Annotated in this window: 19 protein-coding genes; 10 read left to right on the plus strand and 9 right to left on the minus strand. The window is 65.6% G+C overall.

Going from position 1 to position 25,985, the window contains the following annotated elements; genetic code table 11:
- Nucleotides 1–7 precede the first annotated feature (7 nt).
- Nucleotides 8–1,105 carry an OmpA family protein gene (locus VPH41_RS08260; protein WP_328569554.1) on the plus strand — a complete coding sequence of 366 codons (1,098 nt, stop codon included), beginning with the start codon at nt 8–10 and terminating at the stop codon, nt 1,103–1,105.
- 500 nt (nt 1,106–1,605) lie between these two features.
- Here the strand turns inward: VPH41_RS08260 and VPH41_RS08265 are convergent, their stop codons facing one another.
- The gene (locus VPH41_RS08265) at nt 1,606–4,311 is read right to left on the minus strand and encodes a M1 family metallopeptidase (protein ID WP_328569555.1); all 2,706 of its coding nucleotides are present in this window, start codon (nt 4,309–4,311) and stop codon (nt 1,606–1,608) included.
- A gap of 253 nt (nt 4,312–4,564) precedes the next feature.
- On the opposite strand from VPH41_RS08265, the gene VPH41_RS08270 reads away from it, so the two are divergent.
- Nucleotides 4,565–5,188, plus strand: a complete 624-nt coding sequence (locus tag VPH41_RS08270; protein ID WP_328569632.1) for a glutathione S-transferase family protein — start codon at nt 4,565–4,567, stop codon at nt 5,186–5,188.
- 71 nt (nt 5,189–5,259) lie between these two features.
- Here VPH41_RS08270 and VPH41_RS08275 read toward each other — a convergent pair whose 3' ends face one another.
- The 4 genes from VPH41_RS08275 to VPH41_RS08290 form a co-directional block, all read right to left on the minus strand.
- A complete protein-coding gene (locus tag VPH41_RS08275) occupies nt 5,260–7,365 on the minus strand; it encodes a prolyl oligopeptidase family serine peptidase (protein WP_328569556.1) in 2,106 nt (701 codons plus the stop codon).
- Between the two features lie 179 nt (nt 7,366–7,544).
- Nucleotides 7,545–8,144, minus strand: coding sequence for a hypothetical protein (locus tag VPH41_RS08280; RefSeq protein WP_328569557.1), 600 nt, complete (start codon nt 8,142–8,144; stop codon nt 7,545–7,547).
- A gap of 72 nt (nt 8,145–8,216) precedes the next feature.
- Nucleotides 8,217–8,852: a hypothetical protein gene (locus VPH41_RS08285; RefSeq protein WP_328569558.1), complete on the minus strand. Its 636-nt coding sequence runs from the start codon at nt 8,850–8,852 to the stop codon at nt 8,217–8,219.
- A 117-nt stretch (nt 8,853–8,969) separates the two neighbouring features.
- Nucleotides 8,970–9,398, minus strand: coding sequence for a RidA family protein (locus VPH41_RS08290; RefSeq protein ID WP_328569633.1), 429 nt, complete (start codon nt 9,396–9,398; stop codon nt 8,970–8,972).
- A 128-nt stretch (nt 9,399–9,526) separates the two neighbouring features.
- Here VPH41_RS08290 and VPH41_RS08295 point away from each other — a divergent pair, with 128 nt between their 5' ends.
- Nucleotides 9,527–10,459, plus strand: a complete 933-nt coding sequence (locus VPH41_RS08295; protein ID WP_328569559.1) for a LysR family transcriptional regulator — start codon at nt 9,527–9,529, stop codon at nt 10,457–10,459.
- Here VPH41_RS08295 and VPH41_RS08300 read toward each other — a convergent pair.
- The gene (locus VPH41_RS08300) at nt 10,443–12,074 is read right to left on the minus strand and encodes a CehA/McbA family metallohydrolase (protein WP_328569560.1); all 1,632 of its coding nucleotides are present in this window, start codon (nt 12,072–12,074) and stop codon (nt 10,443–10,445) included. The two genes, VPH41_RS08295 and VPH41_RS08300, sit on opposite strands and share 17 nt — an antisense overlap.
- Before the next feature lie 398 nt (nt 12,075–12,472).
- Here VPH41_RS08300 and VPH41_RS08305 point away from each other — a divergent pair, with 398 nt between their 5' ends.
- The 7 genes from VPH41_RS08305 (at nt 12,473) to VPH41_RS08335 (ending at nt 23,250) form a co-directional block, all read left to right on the plus strand.
- Nucleotides 12,473–13,768, plus strand: a complete 1,296-nt coding sequence (locus tag VPH41_RS08305) for an MFS transporter (protein WP_328569561.1) — start codon at nt 12,473–12,475, stop codon at nt 13,766–13,768.
- A gap of 10 nt (nt 13,769–13,778) precedes the next feature.
- On the plus strand, nt 13,779–16,331 hold the full coding sequence (nirB, locus tag VPH41_RS08310) for a nitrite reductase large subunit NirB (RefSeq protein WP_328569562.1): 2,553 nt from the start codon (nt 13,779–13,781) through the stop codon (nt 16,329–16,331).
- A gap of 12 nt (nt 16,332–16,343) precedes the next feature.
- Entirely contained in the window at nt 16,344–16,697 is a 354-nt protein-coding gene (gene nirD, locus VPH41_RS08315; protein ID WP_442906238.1) for a nitrite reductase small subunit NirD, read from the plus strand.
- Complete coding sequence (locus VPH41_RS08320; RefSeq protein ID WP_328569564.1) at nt 16,694–17,932, plus strand: NAD(P)/FAD-dependent oxidoreductase; 1,239 nt, start codon at nt 16,694–16,696, stop codon at nt 17,930–17,932. Before nirD ends, VPH41_RS08320 begins: the two co-directional genes overlap by 4 nt.
- A gap of 11 nt (nt 17,933–17,943) precedes the next feature.
- Nucleotides 17,944–20,613, plus strand: coding sequence for a molybdopterin-dependent oxidoreductase (locus VPH41_RS08325; RefSeq protein ID WP_328569565.1), 2,670 nt, complete (start codon nt 17,944–17,946; stop codon nt 20,611–20,613).
- Between the two features lie 62 nt (nt 20,614–20,675).
- Nucleotides 20,676–21,206, plus strand: a complete 531-nt coding sequence (gene cysC / locus VPH41_RS08330; protein WP_328569566.1) for an adenylyl-sulfate kinase — start codon at nt 20,676–20,678, stop codon at nt 21,204–21,206.
- A gap of 19 nt (nt 21,207–21,225) precedes the next feature.
- Nucleotides 21,226–23,250, plus strand: a complete 2,025-nt coding sequence (locus tag VPH41_RS08335; RefSeq protein ID WP_328569567.1) for a diguanylate cyclase domain-containing protein — start codon at nt 21,226–21,228, stop codon at nt 23,248–23,250.
- A gap of 3 nt (nt 23,251–23,253) precedes the next feature.
- On the opposite strand, the gene VPH41_RS08340 is transcribed toward VPH41_RS08335, so the two are convergent.
- From VPH41_RS08340 to VPH41_RS08350, 3 genes are all read right to left on the minus strand, one after another.
- Nucleotides 23,254–24,171 carry a pyridoxal-phosphate dependent enzyme gene (locus VPH41_RS08340; RefSeq protein WP_328569568.1) on the minus strand — a complete coding sequence of 306 codons (918 nt, stop codon included), beginning with the start codon at nt 24,169–24,171 and terminating at the stop codon, nt 23,254–23,256.
- A gap of 79 nt (nt 24,172–24,250) precedes the next feature.
- Entirely contained in the window at nt 24,251–24,754 is a 504-nt protein-coding gene (locus VPH41_RS08345; protein ID WP_152282455.1) for a MarR family winged helix-turn-helix transcriptional regulator, read from the minus strand.
- Between the two features lie 321 nt (nt 24,755–25,075).
- Complete coding sequence (locus VPH41_RS08350) at nt 25,076–25,954, minus strand: LysR substrate-binding domain-containing protein (protein ID WP_328569569.1); 879 nt, start codon at nt 25,952–25,954, stop codon at nt 25,076–25,078.
- Nucleotides 25,955–25,985: the final 31 nt, after the last annotated feature.

Consider the following 25,985-nt stretch of genomic DNA (forward strand, 5'->3'; position numbering starts at 1 on the left):
AGCTACCATGACTCCGAAAATCACACCAATGTTGACACCGACCATGACACCGATGATGAAATTGCTGCCGCTGGCCAGCCTGCTGGCCATGGGCCTGGCCCAGGCGGTCACGCCGACCCTGCCGGCGGCGCCGCTGGCCATGCCGCAATTGCGCATCAGCGATCAGGCCGTCTCTGCCGACCAGCAAGCCTACCGCCTGCTGCAGGAGCGCATCAAAAAGCTCAACGACGGCGGCGTGCGCGTGGGCGACTATTACCTGTCCAAGGCGCAATGCTGGCTCGACGTCTCGTTCCACGAATACACGCGCAACGACCGCTCGGCCTTTCCCCTGCAAGCCTTGCAGGAATCGGCGAAGATCGTTGCCGCGCTGGAAGACGGCAGCACGCCTAATCCCGGCGACGCCACGCCGCTGGTGAACGACGCCACGCGTTTGCGCGACGACCTGTGGGCCAGCTTCGGCAAGCTGCGCGCATCGCCGGGCTTTGCCTGCGCGGCGCAAAAGGTGGCGTGCGGCGAAGTGGAACTGGTGCATGCGGGCAATGAATACAAGCAGCAGGGCTGGCGCCACGCAAATCCGTACGTGCAGCTGGCCGAGGATGCGCAGTCCGCCGCCCAGTCCGCCGCAGCGGCGTGCCCGGCCGACCAGCCGAAGCGGGAGCCGGAACCGCCGGTGCCTCTGCCCCCGCGCATCGGGCATGAGCGCATCACGCTCGACATGGATGCCCTGTTCCGCTTCGACAAGGCGGGCGCGGCTGACGTGCTGCCGCAGGGTGTCGAGAAAATCCGCGACCTGGCGGCGCGCCTGAAGCAGGGCTATGTGCAGATCGATACGCTGTCCGTGACGGGGCATACGGACCGCCTGGGCTCGGACAGCTATAACCAGGCCCTGTCCGAGCGGCGAGCCCTGACGGTGAAACAGTTGCTGCGTGAACAGGGCATCGCCAATGTCATCAGCGCGTACGGCAAGGGCAAGGCCGAACCCGTCGCCGCCTGCGACAAGGTGGCGCCGCGCGCGGCCCTGATCGCCTGTCTGCAGCCGAACCGCCGCGTGGAGATCGAGTTGACGGGTATCAAGAGTTCTGCAAAAGAGGGCAGCACACCTTAGCGCTACGTCATAAGCCCGTCATATGCCGCTGTTATGATGCTTTTGTTGGCACACAGCATGTGTTGCGCAGATCACTACGCTCCGGGAGCGATAGGATGCAGGCATGACTCAACAGCTTAGCCGGTGAGCTCAACCATCGGCACCAGACAGGCCGGCGCGGCAGAAATATTGCCGCGTTGGCAAGCAAAGCGGGGCAGGGTAGGGCAAGGGCGGGAAAAATCGGGAAACGGCCGGGGATTTAATGAAGTCCTAAGCCTGCCTGAAGGAAGGACTGGCATAGTGGATACATGGCGCACGGAAACCCCGGGCGCAAGGTTGCCGGACACCTCAATGACCGGCACGATTTCCACTTTTTCATGTGTTCCCGTTTTATCCCTGCGCTCTGAAACAGCGTTTCAACCGGCTGCCGCGACTTGCGAAGCCGGTTTTTTTTGTCCGGATTTTCGTGCAGGGCCGGAAAATGCCCGGCGCCGCCGTGCTGCGGCGCCGGGCGCGGGCGCTCAGCCCGTCTGCTTGGCCAGCCAAGCATCGACGGCCGGCAGGCGCTCGGTGCGCACCTTGATGCGGTACTTGATGCCGGCCACGGAACTGTCGGCGTCGCCGCGCGCGCTGGCCGGCAGGTTGGCCTGCGCATATGCTTCCAGCTTGGCGATCATCTCCGGCTGCGCGGAACCTGCTGCCAGGCGCGGGAAGTAGCGGCTGCGCGAACTGGCATCGATGCGCGCATTGACCTGCTCCAGGTGGGCCAGCGCAAAGTCGAACGCCAGTTCCGGATGCGTGCGCGACACGCGCGAGATCATGGCCGGGCTGTTGGTCACGCCCGGTTCATCCGTCAGCGCCAGCGCCAGCGCCCGCTGCGCCAGGACCGCGTCGTCGGTCGAGGCCAGCAGGTCGTACAGCTGGTTTTTGACCAGCGGCGTTTTTTCCTGCTGCGCCCTGGCGTGCAGCTGTTCCCAGGTGGTGGCGTCCGCATGTTGCGCCACCACGCCCAGGATGGTGCGGCGCAGCGGCGCGGGCATGGCGGACGGATCCTGTTCGCTGGCCGCATAGCGGCGGCGCGCCTCCTGCAGCACGCCCGGCTCGCCCATGTCGCCAAGGATGGCAATCAGGCGTCCGCGCAGGGTCGCCACGCTCGATGCTTCGCCCGCGCGCGCTTCCCAGCCCGTCTGCGCCATCATCGGCGCGAGGCGCGCCATGGCGAAGCGGCCGAAGGCCTGCTGGCGCGCTTTGCTTTCCGCGCTATCGCCCGCATATTGTTCATACAGGCCGTTCAGCGAGGCGGCCACGCGGCCCAGCACTTGCGGGTCGGCCGACAGGGGCGTTGCCTTCACCAGTTCCAGGAAAGCGGCAGGGTCCTGCAAGCCCGCCATGCCCAGCGACTGGCTGTCTGCCAGCAGGCCCAGCTGATCGATGGGCGCCAGGTGCGCGAAGCTGCCCGCCAGCGCGCGCGTGCCGGCCGGCGCGTACAGGGTGCGGTAGTAGCCGCTCTGGCCCGCGTTCACCAGCAGGGCGCCGCAACCGGGCACGTTCAAGGTGGCCTTGCCATTCCTGACCAGCACGCGGGCCTGCTTGCCGCTGCCGACCGTCGAAGCGATCACGGGCACTTTCCACGACAGCGGTGTCTTGTCCGGCTGGTCCTTGGAAAATTCCGTTTGCGTCAGGGTCACGCGCGTAGTGCCTTTGCGGCACACGGCGTCGCTCACCGTGATCATGGGCACGCCCGGCTGCAGGGTGAAATCGTGGGCGATGGCGCTGACGGGCTTGCCCGCGGCCGCATCGACTTCGCGCCACAGGTCGTCGGACACCGTATTGCCATATGCATGCTTGCGCATGTAGCTGCGCACGGCCGTGCGCCAGGTGTCGGCACCCACGTACGCTTCGAGCATGCTGATCACGGCCTTGCCCTTCTGGTAGGTGATGCCGTCGAAGGCCTGGCTGGCCTGTTCCACGGTGGCGATGCGCTGCACCACCGGATGCGTGGTGCGCAGCGCATCCTGGCTCATGGCCGATTCGCGTCCGCCCACCTTGGACAGGGTCGTGTTCCATTCGGGGTGCAGGCGTTCCGTGGTGCGGCTTTCCATCCACGATGCAAAGCCTTCGTTGAGCCACAGGTCGTCCCACCAGCGCATGGTGACCAGGTCGCCGAACCACTGGTGCGCCATTTCATGCGACAAGGTGGTGTAGATGTTTTCCTTGTCCGACTGGGTCGAGATGGCCGGGTCGAGCAGCAGGCCGTATTCGAAGGTGAACACGGCGCCCCAGTTTTCCATGGCGCCGAAGAACTGGCTGCGGCCCGGCGCGGCGATGTTGTCGAGCTTGGGCAGCGGATAGCGCACGCCGAAGTAATCGTTGTATTCGCGCAGCAGGGCGGCCGATTCATCGAGCGCGAAGCGGCTTTGCGCCAGCGCGCCGCGCTTGGTGATGACGCCGATCTCCGTGCCGTCGGCCATCTTTGTCGCCCGTTCGAAGTCGCCCAGGCCGAAGAACAGCAGGTAGGTCGACATGCGCGGCGTGGTGGCGAAATACACATGCTTCTTGCCGTTGCCCAGCTCTTCGCTGCGGACGATGGGCATGTTGCCGACGGCCATCTGGTTGCTCGGCACGACCACGTCCAGCGCGAACGTGGCCTTGTAGTCAGGTTCATCCCATGACGGCAGCATGCTGCGCGCATCCGAGTTTTCGAATTGCGTGTACAGCGCGCGCTGGTGGCCTTCGGGCGTGTCGTAGTCGAGCGAGAACAGGCCCGTGGCCTGCGTGCCGATCTTGCCGCTGTAGTCGATGCGCAGCAGGTACTCGCCCTTGGCCACGGGCTGCGCGAAATGCACGGTGGCCGTCTGCTTGTCCGCATCGAAATCGATCTTGCGCGCCACCTGCTTGCTGCCGCCCGCGCCTTCGATCGCGGCGGCGGCAAACGCCAGGTTCAAGGCATTGAAGGTGATGCTGGCGGTCGGCGTGTCGACGGCGATCTTGATGGCGGCCTCGCCCTTGAAGGTGGAGGCGGCGGCGTCCGGCGTGATCGACAGGATGTAGTGCAAGGGCGTGACGCCGCGCGGCAGCTGCGTGGTGGTGCTGGCGGCGTGGCTGGCCGAGGCGTATTTGGCGGCGGGCGCGGCGTGGCCCGTGTTGAAGGCGGCGACGGCAGTCAGTGCCAGGACGGCGGCGGCCAGTTGGCTGCGGCGGAAACGCGGAGTCGGTGTGCGATGCATGGTATGCCCTTGGTTCATGGATAAAACGCCCGCCAGCCGGGTAGGCTGCGAGCGTCATGGCGGTAGCGGGACATCGCTGGAGCTGTAGGCCAGCGTTCCCGTACAGCAATCTAAGTGGAAACGGGGGCAAAGTCAACGCGCCATGGACGCCGCACCATGGCGGTGCGCTGGTATGATGGGCGCCTGGCTGTCCTGCCGCAGGCCAGTCCCGCAGCTGATTGTCCACCCCATAAACGAGACGAGACCCATGCACATGAAACTGTATATCAGCCCCCGCACGCCCAATCCGCGCCGCGTCACCATGTTCATCGCCGAAAAGGGCATCACCGGCATCGAGGAAGTGGCGCTCGACCTGATGGCGGGCCAGCACCGCGACCCCGCCTTCCTGACGAAGAACCCGCTGGGCCGCGTGCCCGTGCTGGAACTGGCGGACGGACGCGTGCTGACCGAGACGCGCGCCATCTGCACCTACCTGGAAGGCTTGCAGCCGCAGCCTAACCTGATGGGCGAGGGTTTCGAGGAGCGCGCCTTCATCGAAATGGCCGACCGCCGCGTGGAACTGCATTTGTTCAGCGGCGCCGCCAACTGGGTGCGCCATGGCCATCCGGCCCTGGTGGCGCTGGAAAACCCCCAGTTTCCCGACTTCGCCCTGGCGCAGGCGGGCAAGATGCGCGAGACTGCGCAATGGCTGGACCAGGTGCTGGCGCACCAGCCCTACGTCGCGGGCGAACGGTTTACGATTGCCGACATCACGGCCTTCTGCGCGCTGGAATTTGCCCGCGGCCTGATGAAATACCGTCCCGGCGCGGAGGGACTGGCGCATTTGCAGGCTTACCGCGACCGGATTGCCGAGCGCCCCAGCGCGCAGATAAAGTAACGCCAAAAGCAGAACGCCTGCGCCGGAGTCCGGTGCAGGCGTTCTCGCTTGCAGGGGCCGTCAGGCCCGTTTTACTTCAGCTGCTCCAGCAGGAAGGTGTAGGTCAGCGCCCACATCAGCGCCTGCTGGTCGTTGTTGGCGGCGCCCGCATGGCCGCCTTCCGTGTTTTCCCAGTACAGCACGTCGTGTCCTTGCTCTTCCATCTTGGCCACCATCTTGCGCGCATGGCCAGGGTGGACCCGGTCGTCGCGCGTCGAAGTGGTAAACAGCACGCGCGGATACTTTTTATCCTTGAAGACGTTCTGGTATGGCGAGTACTTGCTGATGTAAGCCCATTGTTCCGGCACGTCCGGGTCGCCGTATTCTCCCATCCACGAAGCGCCCGCCAGCAGCTTGTTATAGCGGCGCATGTCGAGCAGCGGTACCTGGCTGACGACGGCATTGAACAGGTCGGGTCGCTGCACCAGCACGGCGCCCGTCAGCAGGCCGCCATTGCTGCCGCCCATGATGCCCAGGTGACGCGGACTGGTGACCTTGCGCTTGATCAGATCCTGCGCCACGGAGATGAAATCGTCATACGCGCGCTGGCGGTTTTCCTTCAGCGCCGCCTGGTGCCAGCGGGGGCCGAATTCGCCGCCGCCGCGGATATTCGCCAGCACGTACACGCCGCCCTTTTCCAGCCACGCCACGCCCGTGGTGCCGCTGTAGCTGGGTTTCAGCGACACTTCGAAGCCGCCATAGCCGTACAGCACGGTGGGATTGCTGCCATCGAACTTCGTCTTCTTGCCCATGATGGCGAAATACGGCACCTTCGTGCCATCCTTCGACGTCGATTCGAACTGCTCCACCTTGTACGGCGCCGCGTCGTAGTAGGCGGGCAGCGACTTGATCTTTGTCCGCTTGTCGCTCTGCGCCGTGGCCAGGTACAAGGTGGTCGGGTTGAGGAAGTCGGTCACCGTCAGGAAGTACTGGTCCGAGTCGACGGGGTCGAGCGCGGTGACGGCCAGGGTCCCCAGCTTGGGCGCATCGACGGCGCGGCGCTGCCACTTGCCGTTCACGTGGCGCAGTTCCGTCAGGCGGTTCTTGACCTTGTCCAGGGTGGTCACGAGGATGGCCGATTTCGTCGCCGTCACATTGTCCAGCGACGACGTGGCCGTGGGCGCGTACAGCACTTCCAGGTCCTGCTTGCCCTGCATGAAGGCCTTGAAATCCGTGGCCAGCAGCGAGCCTTGCAGATAGGTCTTGCCGTTCACTTTCCAGTCCGAGCGCAAGGTGATGATCAATTGATCGCGCACGGTAAATACGGTGGCATCGTCCGGCTTCGGCACTTTCTTCAGGCTGGCGCCATCGCGCAGGAAGGTTTCGCCGCTGTAGAAATCGATTTGCCGCTCGATGAACTGGTGTTCGTGGCCGGGCGTGAAATCCTTGTAGGCGCCCGCGCTCAGGTCGTCGGCCCTGGCTTCATACAGCGTTGCCGCCTGCGCCAGCGGCGTGCCGCGCTGCCACTGTTTGATGATGCGCGGGTAGCCGGAGCTGGTCATCGAGCCGGGGCCGAAATCGGTGGAGACGAACAGGGTGTCCTGGTCGATCCAGCTGGCGCTGCCCTTCGCTTCGGGCAGGGTAAAGCCGCCGTCGACAAAGGCGCGTTTGGTCACGTCGTATTCGCGCACGACCTTGGCGTCGCCGCCGCCGCGCGACAGGGAAATGAGGCAGCGTTCGCCCTTCGGATACAGGCAGGAGGCGCCGCCCCAGACCCAGTTTTCATTCTCGCCGGCCGCCAGCTGGTCGAGGTCGATCACGGTTTCCCAGCTTGGCTCGGCCAGCTGGTACTGCGCCAGGGTGGTGCGGCGCCAGATGCCGCGCACGTGCTGGGCGTCGCGCCAGAAATTGTAGTAGAACTCGCCTTCCTTGCTGACGTAGGGAATGCGTTCCTTGGAATTGAGGATGGTTTTCAGGCGCGCCTGCAGGGCCGAAAAGCCGGGCTGGCCTTCCAGTTCCTTGACGGTGACGGCATTGTGCTGCTTGACCCAGGCCAGCGGCTTGTCGCCGAGGACTTCTTCCAGCCACAGGTGGGGATCGGTATTGGCGGCGGCAGGGGCGGGTGCCTGTGCATGGGCGAGGCCCGCTGCGGCCAGGCCGAGCAGCATGCTGCCGGCGAAGGTGCGATATGACGACATGTAATGTTCCTTGATGGTCCGGTGGGAGGCCGCGTTGCAGGCAAAACGGCGCATCCATGGTGCCATGGATTGCTGTGGGGAACCAGTGTCTATGGACGGCTACCTAAAAAATACTTACATTTCCAATATTGTTTGCTGGAATGGGGGCCGGCCGCAGAATCTGCGGCGTATTGCGCCTTTCAGCATACGCCAGGCCCGATCAGCGAGGTCAGGGTGAGCCGCGTCGGTTCGACATCGCCGCCATCGCAGTGATAGATCCACAATGCATCGTTGTCGCGGCTGTCGATGAACAGGATGCGCGTGTTTTCCTCGCCGATGGCCAGACAAGCCGCCAGCTCGGCAAGACTGAACGGGGCTGCCTGCTTCGACCCGCTTCCCGCCGCTTGCCCCAGGGCCTGGGCAAAGCCAGCCAGCTGCCTGACTGCCCGATACCGGGTTCCATCCACGTCCACGTCCTGGCACAACGCGTCCAGACTGTACAGGGTGAAGGGCTCTTCATCCTTGAAAATCGCCACGCCGGGACGTGACTTGACGCTGCGGAGGTGCGCGAGATAGGCCTGGGGCACGGTCACTTGTTCCCTGGCCAGCAATTTTTCCAGCTGCTTGCTGCTTTTCTGCGCGACCCTGGCGGCCCTGAGCGCGGCCGTCTCGCTAGCGTGCGCCGTCCAGGCGACCGGATTGAACTGGAACATCCTTGAGCATGCGGGACAGTGCAGGAACAGGAACGTCATTTTCTTGCCGATGGCCGTGTTTAAAAACGCAGCATCGGGGGCATCCATGGTGCTGCTGTCGAAGCGGCGCCCGCAGTCGCCGTCGTAGGGGCAAGTAATCTCGGTCATGGCGTAGCGTGTTCAGGCATTGAAATATTTCTCCATCCGTAAAGCGATTGCTTCTTTTTCCTCTGGAAAAGAGGCGCCGGGATTTTTCTTCCAGTAGGCAAGGCCCTCGTTCAGTGCCCACAGGGCCTTTTCTTGCTGCCCCGCCATCAGATAAAAATCGCAGGCCCTGGCATGCGCGTCTTGCGCTTCGAGCAGGGTCAAGGCGGCATTTTCCCAATTGGAAAGGCGCTCAAGCCAGGGCAGGGCCAATGTGTGCAGATTGTGCCGCAGGCAATGCATGACTGTCGCCCGATGGGCAGGATCGACGAGCTGGTGATGTGCGTCCTGCTTGCCTGCGATGCCCGCGAATTGCCAGTTCCCCATATTCCAGTCCGCCGTGCCGCCGACGATGTGGTTGGCCGGTTCGTGACCGTAACGCGCCTTGTGCCACGAAGCGTAGGATCGGGATGAAACCTGATAGCGGCTCCAGAATTCCACGCAGACATGCTCTTCGTTATGGCGGTTGGCCTGGAAATGGATGGCCTGGACGAATTCGTGCCGTGGGCGCTTGAAGGCCAGCTGGCCTGGCGAGAACTTGAAGCCCGCTGCCGTCAGCGGCTCCAGCAAGAACGCTTCAATATTGGCGATGAGCAGCGCTTTTGGCTTCATTCCATTTCCTGGCATTCGTCGGTTGCGCCGCCTGCGGTCAAAACGGCGCTGCCATGTTGCCATAGATCAGCGCCAGCGCACCTTGCAGCGGGCAATCGTGCGAGGGAAAACCTGCCGCTATTTTTCCTCCACGCTGCCGGGGGCAGTGTGCTGGCCAGGCAGCCTGGCCACTACCTTGATCTCGAACTGGAAACCATACAGCCACGTCACGCCAACGGCCGTGACGGTGGGGTGGGGGGCTGCGCCCCAGTAATCGGCTTGCACGATATCCCAGATGCGCTGGAAGTTGGCCTGCGGGTCGACGATAAAGATGGTCACGTCCTGCACGTCGTCGAACGAGCAGCCGGCCGCCTGCAAGATGGCATTCAGGTTGTCGAAGGCGCGCCGGACCTGGGCTTCGAGCCCGGGTTCGGGCGAACCGTCTTCGCGGCTGCCGACCTGTCCCGACACGAACAGCAGGCCGTTGGCGCGCACGGCGGGCGAATAGCGGTTCTGCTCATACAGGGCTTGGCGGCCCGGAGGGAATACGACGTCGCGTTTCATCAGCTTTCCTTTGTTGATGCAGCGAAGTTGCTGCCTGGAGAACACTTTATCTGCTGCCGTCCTGCTGATAAAGCGGCCATTATCGTCTGCACTATTTGTATAATCCAAACAATCGGGCGGCGGAGGTATGGATGGACAAGTTGGATACGATGCGGGCATTCGTGCGGGTGGTCGAAACGGGCAGTTTTACGCGGGCGGCCGCGACCTTGCATATGAGCCGCACCACGGTGACGCAGCTGGTGCAGCAGCTCGAGGCGCGGCTGCGCCTGAAGCTGCTGAACCGCACCACGCGCAAGGTCAATGTGACGGCCGATGGCGCCGTCTACTACGAGCGCATCGTGCAGGTGCTCGACACCCTGGAAGAAATCGAAACGAGCTTGCCGCATGCCGCTGCCTTGCCACGGGGCCAGTTGCGCGTGGACGTACCCAGTCCGCTCGCCGCTTTGCTGCTGGTGCCGGCGCTGCCCGGGTTTCATGCGCGGTATCCTGATATCGTGCTCGACATGGGCGCCAGCGACCGCATGGTCGACGTGATCGGCGACAATGTCGATTGCGTGATACGCGGCGGTGACATCACCGACCAGTCGCTGATGGCGCGCAAGCTTGCCGACTTGCCACTGGGCGTGTATGCGGCGCCTGCCTACCTGCAACGGGTGGGCACGCCCATGCATCCGCTGGACTTGCAGGACAGCGCGCACCGCATCGTGCGCTTTCGCTGGGGACGCAGCGGCAACGGCTTTCCGTACGTGATGCACCGCGAGGGCAAGAGCGTGAAGATCCATGGCCAGTACGTGCTGTCGATCGACGATGGCAACGCCTACCTGGCGGCCGGGGTGGCGGGGCTAGGCGTGCTGTGGCTGCCCGATTATATGGCGCGGCAGCACGTGGCCAGGGGCGAGCTGCTGCCGTTGTTCCAGGCATGGACGGTCGACGCCATGCCGCTCTATCTCGCCTATCCGCCGAATCGCCATGTCAGCAAGAAACTGCGCGTCTTCATCGACTGGGTGGCCGAACTGATGGCCCGGCATGCCGCCCCCGCTGTCACCGTCACGGCAACTGATTGACCCATACGGGCGCCGACCAGACGATATTGCCGTCGTCCTGCGTCAGCCGCGCGTAATAGAAATGGGGGCCGGGCGCGGGCGTGACGGTGAGCTCGGCCTGGTCCGACAGGGCCGTCACGGAGCCATTGCCGCCCGGCACGCCATGGAAGATGGCGATGGCGGCCGCTTGCCGTCCTGCGCTGTTGCTGAAACTGATGGCCAGGTGCAAGGGACCGTGGTTGTCGAAACGCTCGCCCATCGGCTTGCCGTTGGCCGTGAACAGCAGCTGCGCATGCTTGTCCATGGTGGCAAACACGCGGCGCGCGCGCAATGCTTCGAGGAAGCCGTCGCGCGACACGGGCATGCCGGCGGCCGGGCTGGCCACCAGCACGGCCGTGCGGTTGCCGTAGGCCGCGCCCCAGTTGGCGCAGTGGTTATCCTGGTTGCTGCTGAAGGCCACATGGTAGCCGGCCGCCAGGGCCCGGTTGCAGGCCGCCTCGTAGTTGCTGCGCCGCGTTTCCGTTTCCGCGTCGTTCGTGGAAAAGGCGGACGTGTTCATCACTTCGCACAGCACCATGGCCGCGTCGCCATCCGGCGTGTAGCCCAGCGGCTGGCCATCGACGAGAAACTGGCCCGCATAGGCGGGATGGTTGAATTGCCCGATCCAGCCCCGTTCGCGCATCAGCGCATACAGGCCCGCGTAATCGCTCTTCGGCGTTTCCACATCGGCCAGCAGTTCCCCACTGGTATTTCTTTCCCAGCCCAGCAACTGCTCGCTATTGAAGATATTTAAATGGCCGCCCTGGTTGATGACGCCCCATTCCATGCCGTACAGGGCCAGGAAGCCGGGATGGGCGGCCGAATACGCAGCCGCTTCGGCCAGCCCCGTCTGGTACAGGGCCTTTGCTTCGGCCGGCACGGCAGCGCCGTTGGTGCCGTCGGACCCGTCATACATATGGTTGTGTTCGGACGTCATCAGGGCATCGAGCCCATGTTGCTGCGCGTATAGATAGGCGTCGATGGGGCCGTAGAGCCCCGTTTGCGGGTCTTGCGCGCCATGGCAGGCATCGAGTGGCGCGCCGCCGTCGCTGTGGCGCGTCTGGCTGTGCAGGTTGGCGTAGACGATGCGGTAGTCCGCCTGGCCATCCAGGCTGGGCAGTTGCTGCAGGCCCGCCTGGAAGGCGGGCACGTCAGGCGCCGTGCCGCGGCCCCGCAACACCTGGATGGGCCATTGCTGTTCCACCAGTGCTGGCTGCGGCGTGCCGGCATCGGCCACGGCTACCAGGCGCAGCTGGTACAGGCCGTCCGGCACCCGCACGCGCCGTTCGCGCGCATCGGCGTCGGCGCGGCCATCCCAGGGCAAGCTGATGCTCTGGCCGCCTGCTCCCACCTGCGCCGTACCCGACCAGCGCCGCAGCACGGCGCCTTGCGGCCCCGGGCCGGCCAGGGTCACGGTCCAGCGCACCGCGTGGGGGCGGCCCTCGTCGGGGTAGGCGAGGCGGACCAGAAAGGTGCGCGCCTGCGTGCTCCGTTCGCCGGGGGCGGCGCGGAAGGGGGCAACGACGGTGGCATCGAGTTCGCTGTGTTCCTTCGGCTCTTGCGCGGCGGCAGTATTGCTCCACGTAATGAGCAACACGCCAGCGCACACGCAAGCGAGCCATGGCGGCCAGGGCGCGTGTTTCCAAAATCGGCGGCGCAGTGTCTTGAGCATCGTGGCCTCCCGCACCTGCTTCAGATGGTAGTTAGACAAGACATGCCACGTGTCGGTTCCCGCATGCACCAGCAAGTGGCGTGCTTGCACCGTGATTGGCCATGATCTGGCGCAAAGCCGGTGCGAATGGCGCTGCGTGCCCGGCGGAGAAGCTGGCACGGCGCTTGCTAAACAGAAGGGACGGATCAACGGCGATCCCCTGAATAAACGCACAACGGTCCAACGACGGACCACCTGGACAACGGCGTCCGCTCTGGCTGATTTTTCATCGGCGGGGGCGGGCGCCGTTTTGTTTTATCAACGGGATACTTCGGGAACCTATCATGGCCAGCCAAAAAGCAACGCGCATCGCGCTCTTCTCCCTCGCCACGCCGCCCATGCGGGCATTCCACCTGACGTGGATGGCATTTTTCGTGTGTTTCTTCGCCTGGTTCGCCTGCGCGCCGCTGATGCCGGTCATCAAGGGCGAGTTCGGCCTGTCCCTGGCGCAAGTGGCGAATATCAATATCGCGGCCGTCGCCATCACCATCCTCGTGCGCCTGATCGTGGGACCCTTGTGCGACCGCTACGGCCCGCGCAAGACCTACACGGGCTTGCTGCTGCTGGGCGCCATCCCCGTGCTGGGCGTGGCTGCCTCGCAAAGCTATGAAAGCTTCCTGTTCTTCCGCCTGGGCATCGGCGCCGTGGGTGCCAGCTTTGTCATCACGCAATATCACACCTCCGTGATGTTCGCGCCCCGCGTGGTGGGCACGGCAAATGCGGCCGCGGCCGGCTGGGGCAATGCGGGCGGCGGGGCGGCGCAGGCGCTGATGCCGCTGCTGCTGGGCGCCGTGCTGATGCTGGGCGTATCCGAATCGCTGGGCTGGCGCGTGGCCCTGCTGGTGCCGGGCGTGCTGATGCTGGTCATGGCTGCCCTGTACTGGCGCTACACGCAGGATTGCCCGGAAGGCAATTACTCGGACTTGCGCGCGGCTGGCGTGGCCATTGAAGGGGGGAAGAAGGGGGGCTGGGACAGCTTCAAGGCGGCCAGCGCCAACTACCGCGTGTGGCTGCTGTTCGTCACCTACGGCGCCTGCTTCGGCATCGAGATCTTCATCCATAACATCGCCGCCGTGTATTACGTCGACCATTTCGGCCTGTCGCTGAAATCGGCGGGCCTGGCCGCCGGCAGCTTCGGCCTGCTGGCCCTGTTTGCCCGCGCCCTGGGCGGCTGGCTGTCGGACAAACTGGCCCTGCGCGGCAATCTGAACAGCCGCGTGACCTTGCTGTTCATGCTGATGATAGGCGAAGGCGTGGGCTTGCTGTGGTTTGCGAAAGTCGACAGCGTCACCTATGCCGTCATCGCCATGCTGGTCTTCGGCCTGTTCACCCACATGGCGTGCGGTGCCACTTACGCGCTTGTGCCTTTCATCGACAGCCGCGCCCTGGGCGGCGTGGCCGGCATCATCGGCGCGGGCGGCAACGTGGGCGCCGTGGCGGCGGGCTTCCTGATGAAGGGCACGGGCGACATCCGCCAGACATTGACCATCCTCAGCGCGCTGGTGGTGATCTCGGCCTTGTGCGCCATCGCCGTGCGTTTTACGCGCGAAGCGGCCGAACCGAACATGGCCGCGGCCTGAGGAGACAGCAATGAACCACTCCCTGAACATCGTCGTGCTGGGCCATGGCATGGTCGGACATAAATTCCTCGAACGGCTGGCGCTGGAAACCAATGCGGGCTTGTCGGTGACGGTGCTGTGCGAAGAGCCGCGTCCCGCCTACGACAGGGTGCACCTGTCCGAATTTTTCAGCGGCAAATCCGCCGAGGACCTCTCCTTGGTGGCGCCCGGCTTCTTCGACAAGGACAACCTCGTGCTGAAGCTCAATGCGCGTGCCGTGTCCATCGACCGCGCGGCGAAGACCGTCACGGCCAGCACGGGAGAAATTCTCGCCTACGACAAGCTGGTGTTCGCCACCGGCTCCACGCCGTTCGTGCCGCCGCTGCCGGGCAAGGACCGCGACGGCTGCTTCGTCTACCGCACCATCGAAGACCTGGAAGCCATGCTGGCCTGGGGCGCCAAGTCCGCCACGGGCGTGGTGATCGGCGGCGGGCTATTGGGTCTCGAATGCGCGAAAGCCTTGCGCGACCTGAAGCTCGACACCCACGTGGTGGAATTCGCGCCGCGCCTGATGGCCGTGCAGGTGGACGAGGGCGGCGCGCGCGTCCTGCGCCGCAAGATCGAGGAGCTGGGCGTGACCGTGCACACGCAAAAAAATACCCTGGCCATCGTCGACGGCGAAGCGGCCACGCACCGCATGCAGTTTGCCGACGGCAGCCACCTGGAAGCGGACATGATCGTCTTTTCGGCCGGCATCCGCCCCCGCGACGAGCTGGCCCGCGCCTGCGGCCTGGACGTGGGGCCGCGGGGCGGCATCGCCATCGACGACAGCTGCGTCACGTCCGACCCCGATATCTATGCGATCGGCGAATGCGCGCTGTGGGGCGGCCTCGTGTTCGGCCTGGTGGCGCCCGGCTATGAAATGGCCCGCATTTGCGCGCGCCATGTGCTGCAGGAAGAGGGCGAAGCGTCGTTCAAGGGCGCCGACATGAGCACCAAGCTCAAATTGATGGGCGTGGACGTGGCCAGCCTGGGCGACCCGCACGGCAACGCGCCGGGCAGCCGCTCCTACCAGTTCATGGACGAGCGCAAGCAGATCTACAAGAAGATCGTCGTTTCCGATTGCGGCAAGTATCTGCTGGGCGGCGTGATGGTGGGCGACGCCAGCGAGTACGGCACGCTCTTGCAGATGATGCTGAATAAAATCGAGCTGCCGGCATCGCCCGAGTTCCTGATCCTGCCGCAGCCGGACGGCCAGCAAAGAGCGGGCCTGGGCGTGGAGGCCTTGCCCGCGTCGGCGCAGATCTGCTCGTGCAACGACGTGTCGAAAGGCGCGCTGTGCGCGGCCGTCGCCGATGGCGCCACCAGCATCGGCGCATTAAAATCCTGCACGAAAGCCGGCACCGCGTGCGGCGGCTGCGTGCCGCTGGTGACGCAGATCATGAAGGCGGAAATGCAGAAGCAGGGCCTGGCAGTGAACAACCACGTGTGCGAGCACTTTGCCTACTCGCGCCAGGAGCTGCACCACCTGGTCCGCGTCGGCAAGATCCGCAGCTTCGGCGCGCTGCTGTCCGCGCATGGACAGGGTCTCGGTTGCGACGTGTGCAAGCCCGTGGCGGCGAATATCCTGGCCTCGTGCTGGAACGATTTCATCCTCTTGCCCGTGCATGCGAGCCTGCAGGACAGTAACGATTACTTCCTCGGCAATATCCAGAAGGATGGCACGTACTCGGTGGTACCCCGCATGCCGGGTGGCGAGGTGACGGCCGACGGCTTGATCGCCGTGGGCATGGTGGCGAAAAAATACGGTTTATATACCAAGATCACGGGCGGCCAGCGGGTCGACCTGTTCGGCGCGCGCGTCGAGCAGCTGCCGGCCATCTGGGAAGAGCTGATCGCGGCCGGCTTCGAATCGGGCCACGCTTACGGCAAGTCGCTGCGCACGGTCAAATCGTGCGTCGGCTCCACCTGGTGCCGCTACGGCGTGGCCGACAGCGTGGGTTTTGCGATTCAGCTGGAAAACCGCTACAAGGGCTTGCGCACGCCGCACAAGATCAAGTTCGGGGTGTCCGGCTGCACGCGGGAATGCGCCGAGGCGCAGGGCAAGGACGTGGGCCTGATCGCCACGGAAAAGGGCTGGAACCTGTACGTGTGCGGCAATGGCGGCATGAAGCCGCGCCACGCGGAACTGATCGCATCGGACCTCGATGAAGCCACCCTGGTGCGCTATGTCGACCGCTTCCTGATGTTCTACGTGCGCACGGCCGACCGCCTGCAGCGCACCAGCGTGTGGCGCGACAACCTGGAAGGGGGCCTCGATTATCTCAAGCGCGTCATCGTCGATGACCGCCTTGGCATCGCGCACGAGCTGGAGGCGGACATGCAGCACGTGGTCGACACCTATGCCTGCGAATGGCAGGCAGCCGTCACTGACCCCGCCGTGCGCCAGCGTTTCCGCCATTTCGTCAACAGCGACAAGCACGATGACAACGTGGTGTTCGTCGAGGAGCGGGGCCAGATCCGGCCCGCCACGGAAATCGAACGCCGCAGCACCGTGATCCCCATCCTTGCCGTGGAGGCTTGAAGCATGAATGCGATGAATGAACTGGCCGGCGCCACCGCCGACAACTGGGTGGCCATCTGTCCCTTGAGCGACATCGTGCCCGACACGGGCGTGTGCGCGCTGCTCGGCGGGCGCCACGTGGCCGTGTTCCGCGTCGGCGACGCGTCGCCGCGCGTGTACGCCATCGACAATGTCGACCCGAACGCGGGCGCTTCCGTGCTGTCGCGGGGGCTCGTGGGCAGCATCGGCGAGCGCGTCGTCGTCGCCTCGCCCATCTACAAGCAGCATTTCGACCTGGCCAGCGGCGAGTGCATCGAAGCGCCCGAGCACTCCGTGGCCGCCTGGCCCGCGCGCGTGTTTGCCGACATGGTGTGGGTGGCGCTGTGAACCCGCCAGTCAGGGCCACTGCGCGTCCCTCGCTGGTGGTGGTCGGCAACGGCATGGCCGGCATGCGCACGGTGGAAGAGCTGCTGAAACTCGCGCCGGACCTGTATGACATCACCGTGTTTGGCGCCGAGCCGCACGGCAATTACAACCGCATCCTGCTGTCGCCCGTGCTGGCCGGCGAAAAGACGGTGGACGACATCATGCTGCATACGCGCGACTGGTATGCGCAGCACGGCATCACCCTGCACGCGGGCGACCCCGTCGTGCGCATCGACCGCCAGGCGCGCACGGTACAAGCGCTGTCGGGCATCGCGGTGCGCTACGACCGCCTGCTGCTGGCGACAGGGTCCACGCCGTTCATCGTGCCCGTGCCGGGCCACCAGTTGCCGGGCGTGATCGGCTTTCGCGACATCAGCGACGTCGACACCATGCTGCAGGCGGCGCGCACGCACCGCCACGCGGTGGTCATCGGCGGCGGTTTGCTGGGCCTGGAAGCGGCCAACGGCTTGCAGCGCCAGGGCATGGACGTCACCGTGGTGCACATGAGCGGCGCCCTGATGAACCAGCAGCTGGATGCACCGGCATCGATGCTGCTGAAAACGGCGCTGGAAGCGCGCGGCCTGCGTTTCCTGATGCAGGCGCAAACGTCCGCCATTCTGGGCGGCACCCGCGTGGAAGGCGTGCAGTTTGCGGACGGCAGCAGCATTCCCGCCGACCTGGTGGTGATGACGGCCGGCGTGCGCCCCAACATCGGGCTGGCGCAAGCGGCGGGCCTGCACTGCGAACGGGCCATCGTCGTCGACGATTGCCTGCAAAGCTACGATCCGCGCGTGTACGCCGTGGGCGAATGCGTGCAGCACCGGCGCGCCACCTTCGGCCTGGTCGCGCCCATCTGGGAGCAGGCGCGCGTGTGCGGCGCGCACCTGGCCGGCGCCGGTCATCGGCGCTACGTGCAGCAGGCCAGCGCCACCAAATTGAAAGTGACGGGCATCGACCTGTATTCGGCCGGCGATATCCTCGGCGGCGAGGGCAGCGAAGACCTGGTGCTGCGCGACCCGCGCCGGGGCGTCTACAAGCGCCTGGTGGTGCAGGGTAGCCGCCTGGTGGGCGCCGTGCTGTATGGCGACGTGCAGGACGGGCCCTGGTATTTCGACCTGATCCAGCAGCGCCGCGACATCGGCGCGCTGCGTTCCCACCTTCTGTTTGGCCAGGCCCTGTGCGGCCAGGCCGCCTGACTGGAATCCCCATGACGACTTGCCCGCCCGTGAAAACCACTTGCCCGTACTGCGGCGTCGGCTGCGGCGTGGAAGCGGCGCGCCTGCCCGACGGCGCCATCCGCATCGCCGGCGACAGCAGCCACCCCGCCAACCTGGGACGCCTGTGCGTGAAAGGCTCGGCGCTGGGCGATACGGCCGGTCTCGACAACCGCCTGCTGCAGCCGCAGGTGCGCGTGGACGGCGTGCTGCGGCCCGCTTCCTGGGATGCTGCGCTGGACCAGGTGGCGGGCGGCTTGCGCGCCATCATCGCCGAACACGGCCCCGACGCCGTGGCCCTGTATGTCTCGGGCCAGCTGCTGACGGAAGATTATTACGTGGCCAATAAATTCATGAAGGGCTACGTGGGCAGCGCGAATATCGACACCAATTCGCGCCTGTGCATGTCGTCGGCCGTGGCGGGCCACAAGCGCGCATTCGGCGAAGACATCGTGCCCGGCTGCTACGACGACCTGGAGCTGGCCGACATGGTCGTGCTGGTGGGCTCGAACACGGCCTGGTGCCATCCCATCCTGTTCCAGCGCATCGCGCGCATCCGCGAAAGCCGGCCGCACATGAAACTGGTGGTGATCGACCCGCGCCGCACGGCCACCTGCGAGTTGGCCGATCTGCACCTGCCCGTCAAGCCGGGCACCGACGTGTGGCTGTTCAACGGCTTGTTGTGCTACCTGGCGAAGGAAGGCGCGATCGACGGCGCTTTCGTCACCCAGCATAGCGCGGGGCTGGACGAAGCGCTGGCAGCCGCACACGTGGACTGCGGCGACCCCCTGCAGGTGGCGGCCATGTGCAAGGTCGACCCGCACGCCTTGCTGGCGTTTTACCAGGCGTTTGCCGCCACGCGCAAGGTCGTCACGGCCTTTTCGCAGGGCGTGAACCAGTCGTCGAGCGGCACGGACAAGGTCAACAGCATCATCAACTGCCACCTGGCGACGGGCCGCATCGGCCAGCCCGGCATGGGGCCGTTTTCCCTCACGGGCCAGCCGAACGCCATGGGCGGGCGCGAAGTGGGCGGCCTGGCCAATATGCTGGCGGCGCACCTGGAGCTGGACAATCCCCGGCACCGCGAAACGGTGCAGTCGTTCTGGAATTCGCCCCGCATCGCCGCCAAACCTGGCCTGAAGGCGGTGGACCTGTTCCATGCCGTCGAGGCGGGCACGGTGAAGGCCGTGTGGATCATCGCCACCAATCCCCTGGTGAGCATGCCGGATGCCGACCAGGTGCGCCGCGCGCTGAGTCAATGCGAACTGGTGGTGGTGTCGGACATCAGCGCGCAGTCGGACACGAATGCGCATGCGCACGTGCTGCTGCCGGCGCTGGGCTGGGGCGAAAAGGATGGCACGGTGACTAATTCCGAGCGCCGCATCTCGCGCCAGCGGGCCTTCCTGCCGGCGCCGGGCGCAGCGCGCGCCGACTGGCAGGTGCTGTGCGAGGTGGCCACGCGCATGGGCCATGCGGGCTTCGATTTCGCGTCGCCGCAGGCCATCTTCGACGAGCATGTGCGCCTGTCCGCCTTCCGCAACGAGGGGGCATTGGCGCGCCTGTTCAACCTGAGCCACCTGGTGGGGCTGACCGGTGCGCAGTACGATGGCTTGCTGCCGCAGCAGTGGCCGCAGGGCCAGGCGCGCCTGTTCGGCGATGGCCGTTTCGCGCATGCGGACGGGCGCGCGCGCTTCATTCCCACGGCGCCGCGCGCGCCGCAGAACCTGCCCGGCGAAGACTATCCGCTGATCTTGAACACGGGCCGCGTGCGCGACCAGTGGCATACGATGACGCGCACGGGCAAGGCGGCGAAACTGTCCGGCCACGTGGCCGAGGCGTTCATCGACATCCACCCGCAGGATGCGCTGCTGTACAGCGTGCGCGAAGGCGAACTGGCGCGCATTTCCAGCGCCTGGGGCGCGATGGTGGCGCGGGTCGTGCACGGCGGAGGCATCGCGCGCGGCCAGGTCTTCGTGCCCATCCACTGGAGCGACGCGAATGCGTCCGACGCGCGCGTGGGCGCCGTCGTCAATCCGGCCGTCGACCCCGTCTCGGGCGAGCCCGAATTCAAGCATACGCCCGTGCGCATCGAGCAGTTCCGCGTGCACTGGCATGCGTTCGTGCTGAGCCGCACGCCCCTGGCGCTCGATGGCGTGGCGCACTGGACGCGCATCCAGGGCGAGCAGTTCCTGCGCTACGAGCTGGCGGGGCGCCAGCGCATCGGCGACCTGGGCGCCTGGGCGCGCGCGCTGCTGGGTGTGGCGGACGAACATGCCGACTGGCTCGATTACGCGGACGCCAGCGCCGGCGTGTACCGCGCCGTGCACCTGGAAGAGGGGCGCATCGCGCAGTGCGTGTATGTGTCGCCGCGGCCCGACCTGCCGTCGCGCAGCTGGCTGGCCAGCCTGTTTGCGCACGCGCAGATGGACGCGGCGGACCGCGCCGGCGTGCTGCTGGGCCAGCCCATCGGCAAGGGCGTCGACGCCGGCGCCACCGTGTGCTCGTGCTTTGGCGTGGGGCGCAACACCATTTGCGCGGCCATCCGGGAGCAGGGGCTGACGACGACGGCGCAGGTGACGACCTGCGTCAAGGCGGGCGGCAACTGCGGCTCTTGCGTACCGGAGATACGACAGTTGCTGCTTGAGGTGCGCAGCGCGGCCTGAAAATCTGTCCTTTCCGGCACGGCTTTGTTATATTGCCTGCTCTATAACAGAGAGGCAGTGTGATGACAGCAGTACAACACCCCACGGTCTGGCTGACGGGCTTGAGCGGCGCCGGCAAGACCACCGTTGCGCTGGCGCTGGCGCAGGCGCTGAAGGCGCAGGGCCGGGCCGTGGCGATGCTCGACGGCGATCAGCTGCGGCATGGCCTGAACCGCGACCTGGGTTTTACGCCGGAAGACCGGCATGAGAATATCCGCCGCACGGCCGAAGTGGCGCGCCTGATGAACGAGGCGGGCCTGATCGTCATCGCCGCCTTCATTTCGCCGTACCGCGCCGACCGCGCCATGGCCGCCGCCATCGTCGGCGCTGCGCAGTTCATCGAAGTGCATATCAGCACGCCCGTTGCCGAATGCGAGGCGCGCGATCCGAAAGGCCTGTATGCGAAGGCGCGCGCAGGCCAGATCGCGCAATTTACGGGCGTTTCCGCGCCCTACGAAGCACCGCTGTCGCCCGCGCTGAGCCTCGACACCCAGGTGCTGGCGCTGGAAGAATCGGTCGAACGCCTGTGCCGGCTTTTGCAGCAGCGGCTGTAACGGCGGGGCGGCGATGCGTATGAGATTGCGCACACTGCTGCGCAGGCGCTTGCCCGCCAGCCTGAAGGCGCGCATGAGCGTGGTCGTCTTCCTGCTCGTGCTGGCCGCCGTGGCGTCGCTGGCGCTGGCCACCCTGAGCGTGGCCGAGCGCGGCATGCGCGACGTGACGGGCCGCCAGCAATACGTATCGCTGGCCAGCGCCGCCGTCTTCATCGATGAAGAACTCGACGCCAAGCGCAATGTGCTGCGCGCGATGGCGGACAGCCTGGCGGCCAGCGACGCGCACGATGGCGCCAGCCTGCAGCGCTTCCTGGCCGCGCAAACGGTGCTGAGCAAGGAATTCTATTCGGCCGGCGTGGTCGGCATCGACGGCCTGGTCCTGGCCAGCGTGAGTCCGTTCAAGCCGCAGGCGGGGCTGAACCTGAAGGGCCGCCCGTATTTCGAACAGACGCTGGCGACGCGGCGCTCGGTGATTTCCGCGCCGCTCAACGGCAGCATTTCCGGCATGCCCATCGTGGTGGTGACGCAGCCCGTGTTCGACGCGCAGGGCGGCGTGCGCTATGTGCTGGCGGCCAGCGTGAACCTGCGCCAGCCCGATTTCCTGGGGCGCCTGGGGGCGCTCAAGCCTGGCACGGGCGGCTACCTGTACATCATGACCAGCGAAGGCGTCATCGTCGAGCATCCCGACAAGTCGCGCATCATGCAGCATATCGAAGCGAATGGCCCTGTCAGCGAACCGACGCGGCGCGCCATGCAGGGCTTCGAGGGCTGGCTGACGGGTACCACCACGCAAGGCGTCGATGCCTTGTTCGCCTATCACCGCATCGCCGCCACGGGCTGGATACTGGCCTCGGTGTATCCGATGCACGAAGCTTTTGCGCCTTTGCATGCGATGCGCAGCAGGATACTGCTGGCCGCCGTGCTGCTGGCGCTGCTGGCGGGACTGGCCGGCTGGCGCGTGGTGCTGCGCCTGCTGCAACCGCTGGAGCGCCTGCGCCGCCAGGTGCACCAGATCCGCCGCCAGCGCCTGGGCATCGAAGCGCTGCAGATCGAGCGGCGCGACGAGATCGGCGACTTGAGCCGCGATTTTTACTCGCTGGTGGCCGAGCGCGAAATCGCCGAGGCGCAGACGCGCGACAGCGAGCGGCGATTGAAGCTGCTGACCGACCACGTGCCCGTGGTGATCGTCTACATCGACCGCGAGCACCGCTACCAGTTCATCAACGCCACGTTTGAAAAATGGTTCGGCATGTCGCGCAAGGAAAGCCTGATGCATTCCATCCGCGAGGTGCTGGGCGAGGAAGCGTACCAGTTGCGCGAAGCCTACCTGCGGCGCGCCTTCTCGGGCGAGGAGGTGGAGTTCGAATTTACCGTCGACGGCGATATCGAGGGCGAAAGCGAGGGCGCGCAGGGCAGGGGCCGGCGCGCCTTCCAGACCAGCTACGTGCCCCATGTGGACGACAGCGGCGCGGTGGCCGGCGTGTATGGCCTGATCCATGAAATCACCAAGACCAAGGCCGTGCACACGGCGCTGCAGTTTGCCGCCGCCACGGACACGCTGACGGGCATCGCCAACCGTCGCCGCTTCGATGAACAGCTGGCGCAAAGCATGCAGCGCACGCGCGCCACGCGCGCGCCGATGGCGCTGGCCTATCTCGATATCGACCGCTTCAAGGCCATCAACGACAGCCTGGGACACCATGCGGGCGACGAGGTGCTGAAGGAATTCGCTGCGCGCCTGGTGCGCAGCGTGCGCGCCAGCGACCTGGTGGCGCGCCTGGCTGGCGATGAATTCGTGATCGTTTTCGAGGGCGTGAAAAGCGCGGCCGAAGTGGGCCAGATCGGCGCGAAGATCATCGACGCTATCCGCCAGCCATTCGAACTGGCCGGCGGCCCGCTGCCCGTAACGACCAGCATCGGCATCGCCCTCTTCCACGAAGGCGCGCTGACGCCGGCGCTGCTGCTGGACCTGGCCGACCAGGCCCTGTATCAAGCCAAGGGCCAGGGCCGCGACGGCGTGGCGCTGCTCGAGGCGGCGCCGTAGGTTTTACAGGGTAGCAGTCCAGTGATCGAGCTGCTGCGTGGTGGCCGTCACGCCGCCGCACACGATGACCAGCACATTGCGGTAGGGCGCCAGCTGCGGCGCCTTGCCATAGACGGCCGCCAGCGCGGCGCCGCAAGCCGGCTCCACCACCAGGCGCTGGTCGGTAATAAACCGCTGGCAGGCGTCGACGGCGGCGCGGTCCGACACCACCACGCTGTGCAGCGGGCGCGTCTGGCTGATGTGGAATGCCTGCGCGCAGACCTGGCGCGCGGCCAGCGAGGTGGCGATGCTGCTCACGGCGGGCAGGGCCACGTGTTCGCGCGCGGCCACGGCGGCGGCCAGCGAGACGGCGCCTTCGGTTTCCACGGCCACCAGGGCCACGTCGTCCCAGCCATTGCGCTGCAAGCCTTCGGCCACGCCGGCCAGCAGGCCGCCGCCGCCCACCGACAGCACCACGGCGTCCGGCTTCAGGCCCGCGCCGGCCACTTCATCGATCATGCCCGCATGGCCCTGCCACAGCAGCGGGTCGTCGAACGGGTGCAGAAAGGCGTCCTGCGGCGTGAGCATCGATTGCGCCAGCGCGTTGGCCTCTTGCCAGGCGGCGCCGTGCACGATGACTTCGGCGCCTTCCTGCGCGATCAGGGCCCGCGCCCGTTCGCTGGTCGTTTCCGGCACGACGACGATGACGGGTATGCCCAGCTGGCGGCCCGCATAGGCGACGGCGATGCCGGCATTGCCGCCGGAAGAGGAGATGAAACGGCTGGCGCCGCGCCGTGCGTATTCTTCGCAGGCCAGGCCGATGCCGCGGATCTTGAAGGAGCCGGGCGGCTGCAAGGCTTCGAGCTTGAGCCAGATGGCGCGTTCGCTGTGCAGGCTCAGGGCGCGCGAGTTGAGCAGGGGAGTTTCGATATGCAGGGCCATGCGTATTCCTGGAAGACGGTCAGGCCTGCATCATAGCCGAAGCGCCGGCGCCACCGTCTCACCCTTGCCGCACACTGGCTTAATTCAGGGGCACGCTCTTGAGCTGATGCGTGCGCGCCACTTCCTTCATCGCTTCGAGCAGGTCGTCGCGCAGCTGGCGCGGCAGCTTGCCGAAGAATTCTTCGTCGTTCTGGTCGGCCATCTCGGCCAGCACGGGCACCAGCGCTTCGCCTTCCGTGGTCAGTTCGATCGAGTGCTGGCGGCGGTCGGCCAGCAGGATGGACTTGCTGACCATGCCCTTGCTTTCCAGGCGGTCGATCAGCTTTGACACGGCGCCCTTGCTCATGCCCGACACCTGCGCCAGCACCGTGGGCGAGGTGCAGCCCAGGCGGAACATTTCACGCAGCACCACCCATTCGGACACCGTCACGCCGTTGGCTTCCGCTTTTTTCTGGAAGCTGTGGGAAACGTGGTTGGAGACGAAGCGCAGCCAGTAGCCGAGATGGGCTTCCAGCTCGCTGACGGGGACGCTGTTGGAATGGGCGGTTTGCGGCATGGCGGCCGTTTCAAAATTATGGCTCATTTCTTTTCCTTCACTGGGCGGCGTTGCCGGCATGGTTAAGGCCTTCACGCTTGCTGTCGAGTGGTTTGTTTGGGAACAATCATCGTGCTTGAGGTATTTCTAACACTGTTTTCACAGGAAATCACTTACCGGCAAAGAGTTTTTCCTGTTTTTCTTGCTCCAGATAGATAAAAAGCAATATCAAGCGACTAATCGTATTGCCGGAGAGGAAGATTAAAAAAATAACTCATGTTGCATCAATGGTAACATGATTTTTGCCGAATTGATAAATATTTCAACGGGCACCTGATGTCGAATAGCACATGTTGTTTGCGGCACCACTCAGCTGAAGCGTTCCACCAGAAAATCGACGAAGCTGCGCAACTTGGGCGAGCGATAGCGGTCCGGCAGGTAGACCACGCTCAAGGGGCGGCTGGGCAGTGCATGCGTGGGAAACAGCTGCACCAGGCGGCCCGCCCGCACGTCCGTTTCCAGCAGGAAGGCCGGTTGCAGCACGATACCCATGCCATGCAAGGCGGCAACGCGCAGCGCCTGGCCGTGATTGACTTGCAGGCGGCCCGAGACGGGCACGCTGCAAACGCCGTCCTCGCCCGTCAGGCGCCAGTGCGCCAGGGCTGCAGGCGAGAAGGACAGGCATTCGTGCCGGCTCAGGTCGGCCGGTTCGCGCGGCTTACCCCTGCGCGCCAGGTAGTCGGGCGAGGCGCAGATCATCAGCCGGTAGGGCGCCAGCGGCCTGGCGATCAGCGACGAATCGGGCAGCTGGCCGATACGGATGGCGGCCTCGAAGCCTTCTTCCACGAGGTCGGCCACGCGGTCGCTCAGGGACACGTCGATGCTCACCTGGGGATGGCGCTCCAGGTACACGGCCATGGCGGGCATCAGCGCTTCCGCGCCGAAGGTCAGCGGCGCCGTGATGCGCAGCTTGCCGGCGGGCGCCAATTGCAGGTTTTGCGCCTGGACATCGGTTTCCGCCACCAGCCTGAGGATTTCCTTGCAGCGCGCGTAGTAATCCTCGCCGAAGGCGGTCAGGTGCTGGCGCCGGGTGGTGCGGTGGAGCAGTTGCATGCCCAGCCGCTTTTCCAGCGTCCGCAAGTGGTTGCCGGCCATCGTCGCGGAGATCGCGCTGGCGGCCGCGGCAGCGCTCAGGCTGCCTTTTTCAACGGCCAGTACGTACACCTTCATGCTGTCGAGCAAATCCATTGGCAATCCCTAGTGTTAAATCAATGAAGTA

The sequence above is a fragment of the Janthinobacterium sp. P210006 genome, assembly GCF_036231885.1.
Classification (GTDB): Bacteria; Pseudomonadota; Gammaproteobacteria; order Burkholderiales; family Burkholderiaceae_D; genus Janthinobacterium; species Janthinobacterium violaceinigrum.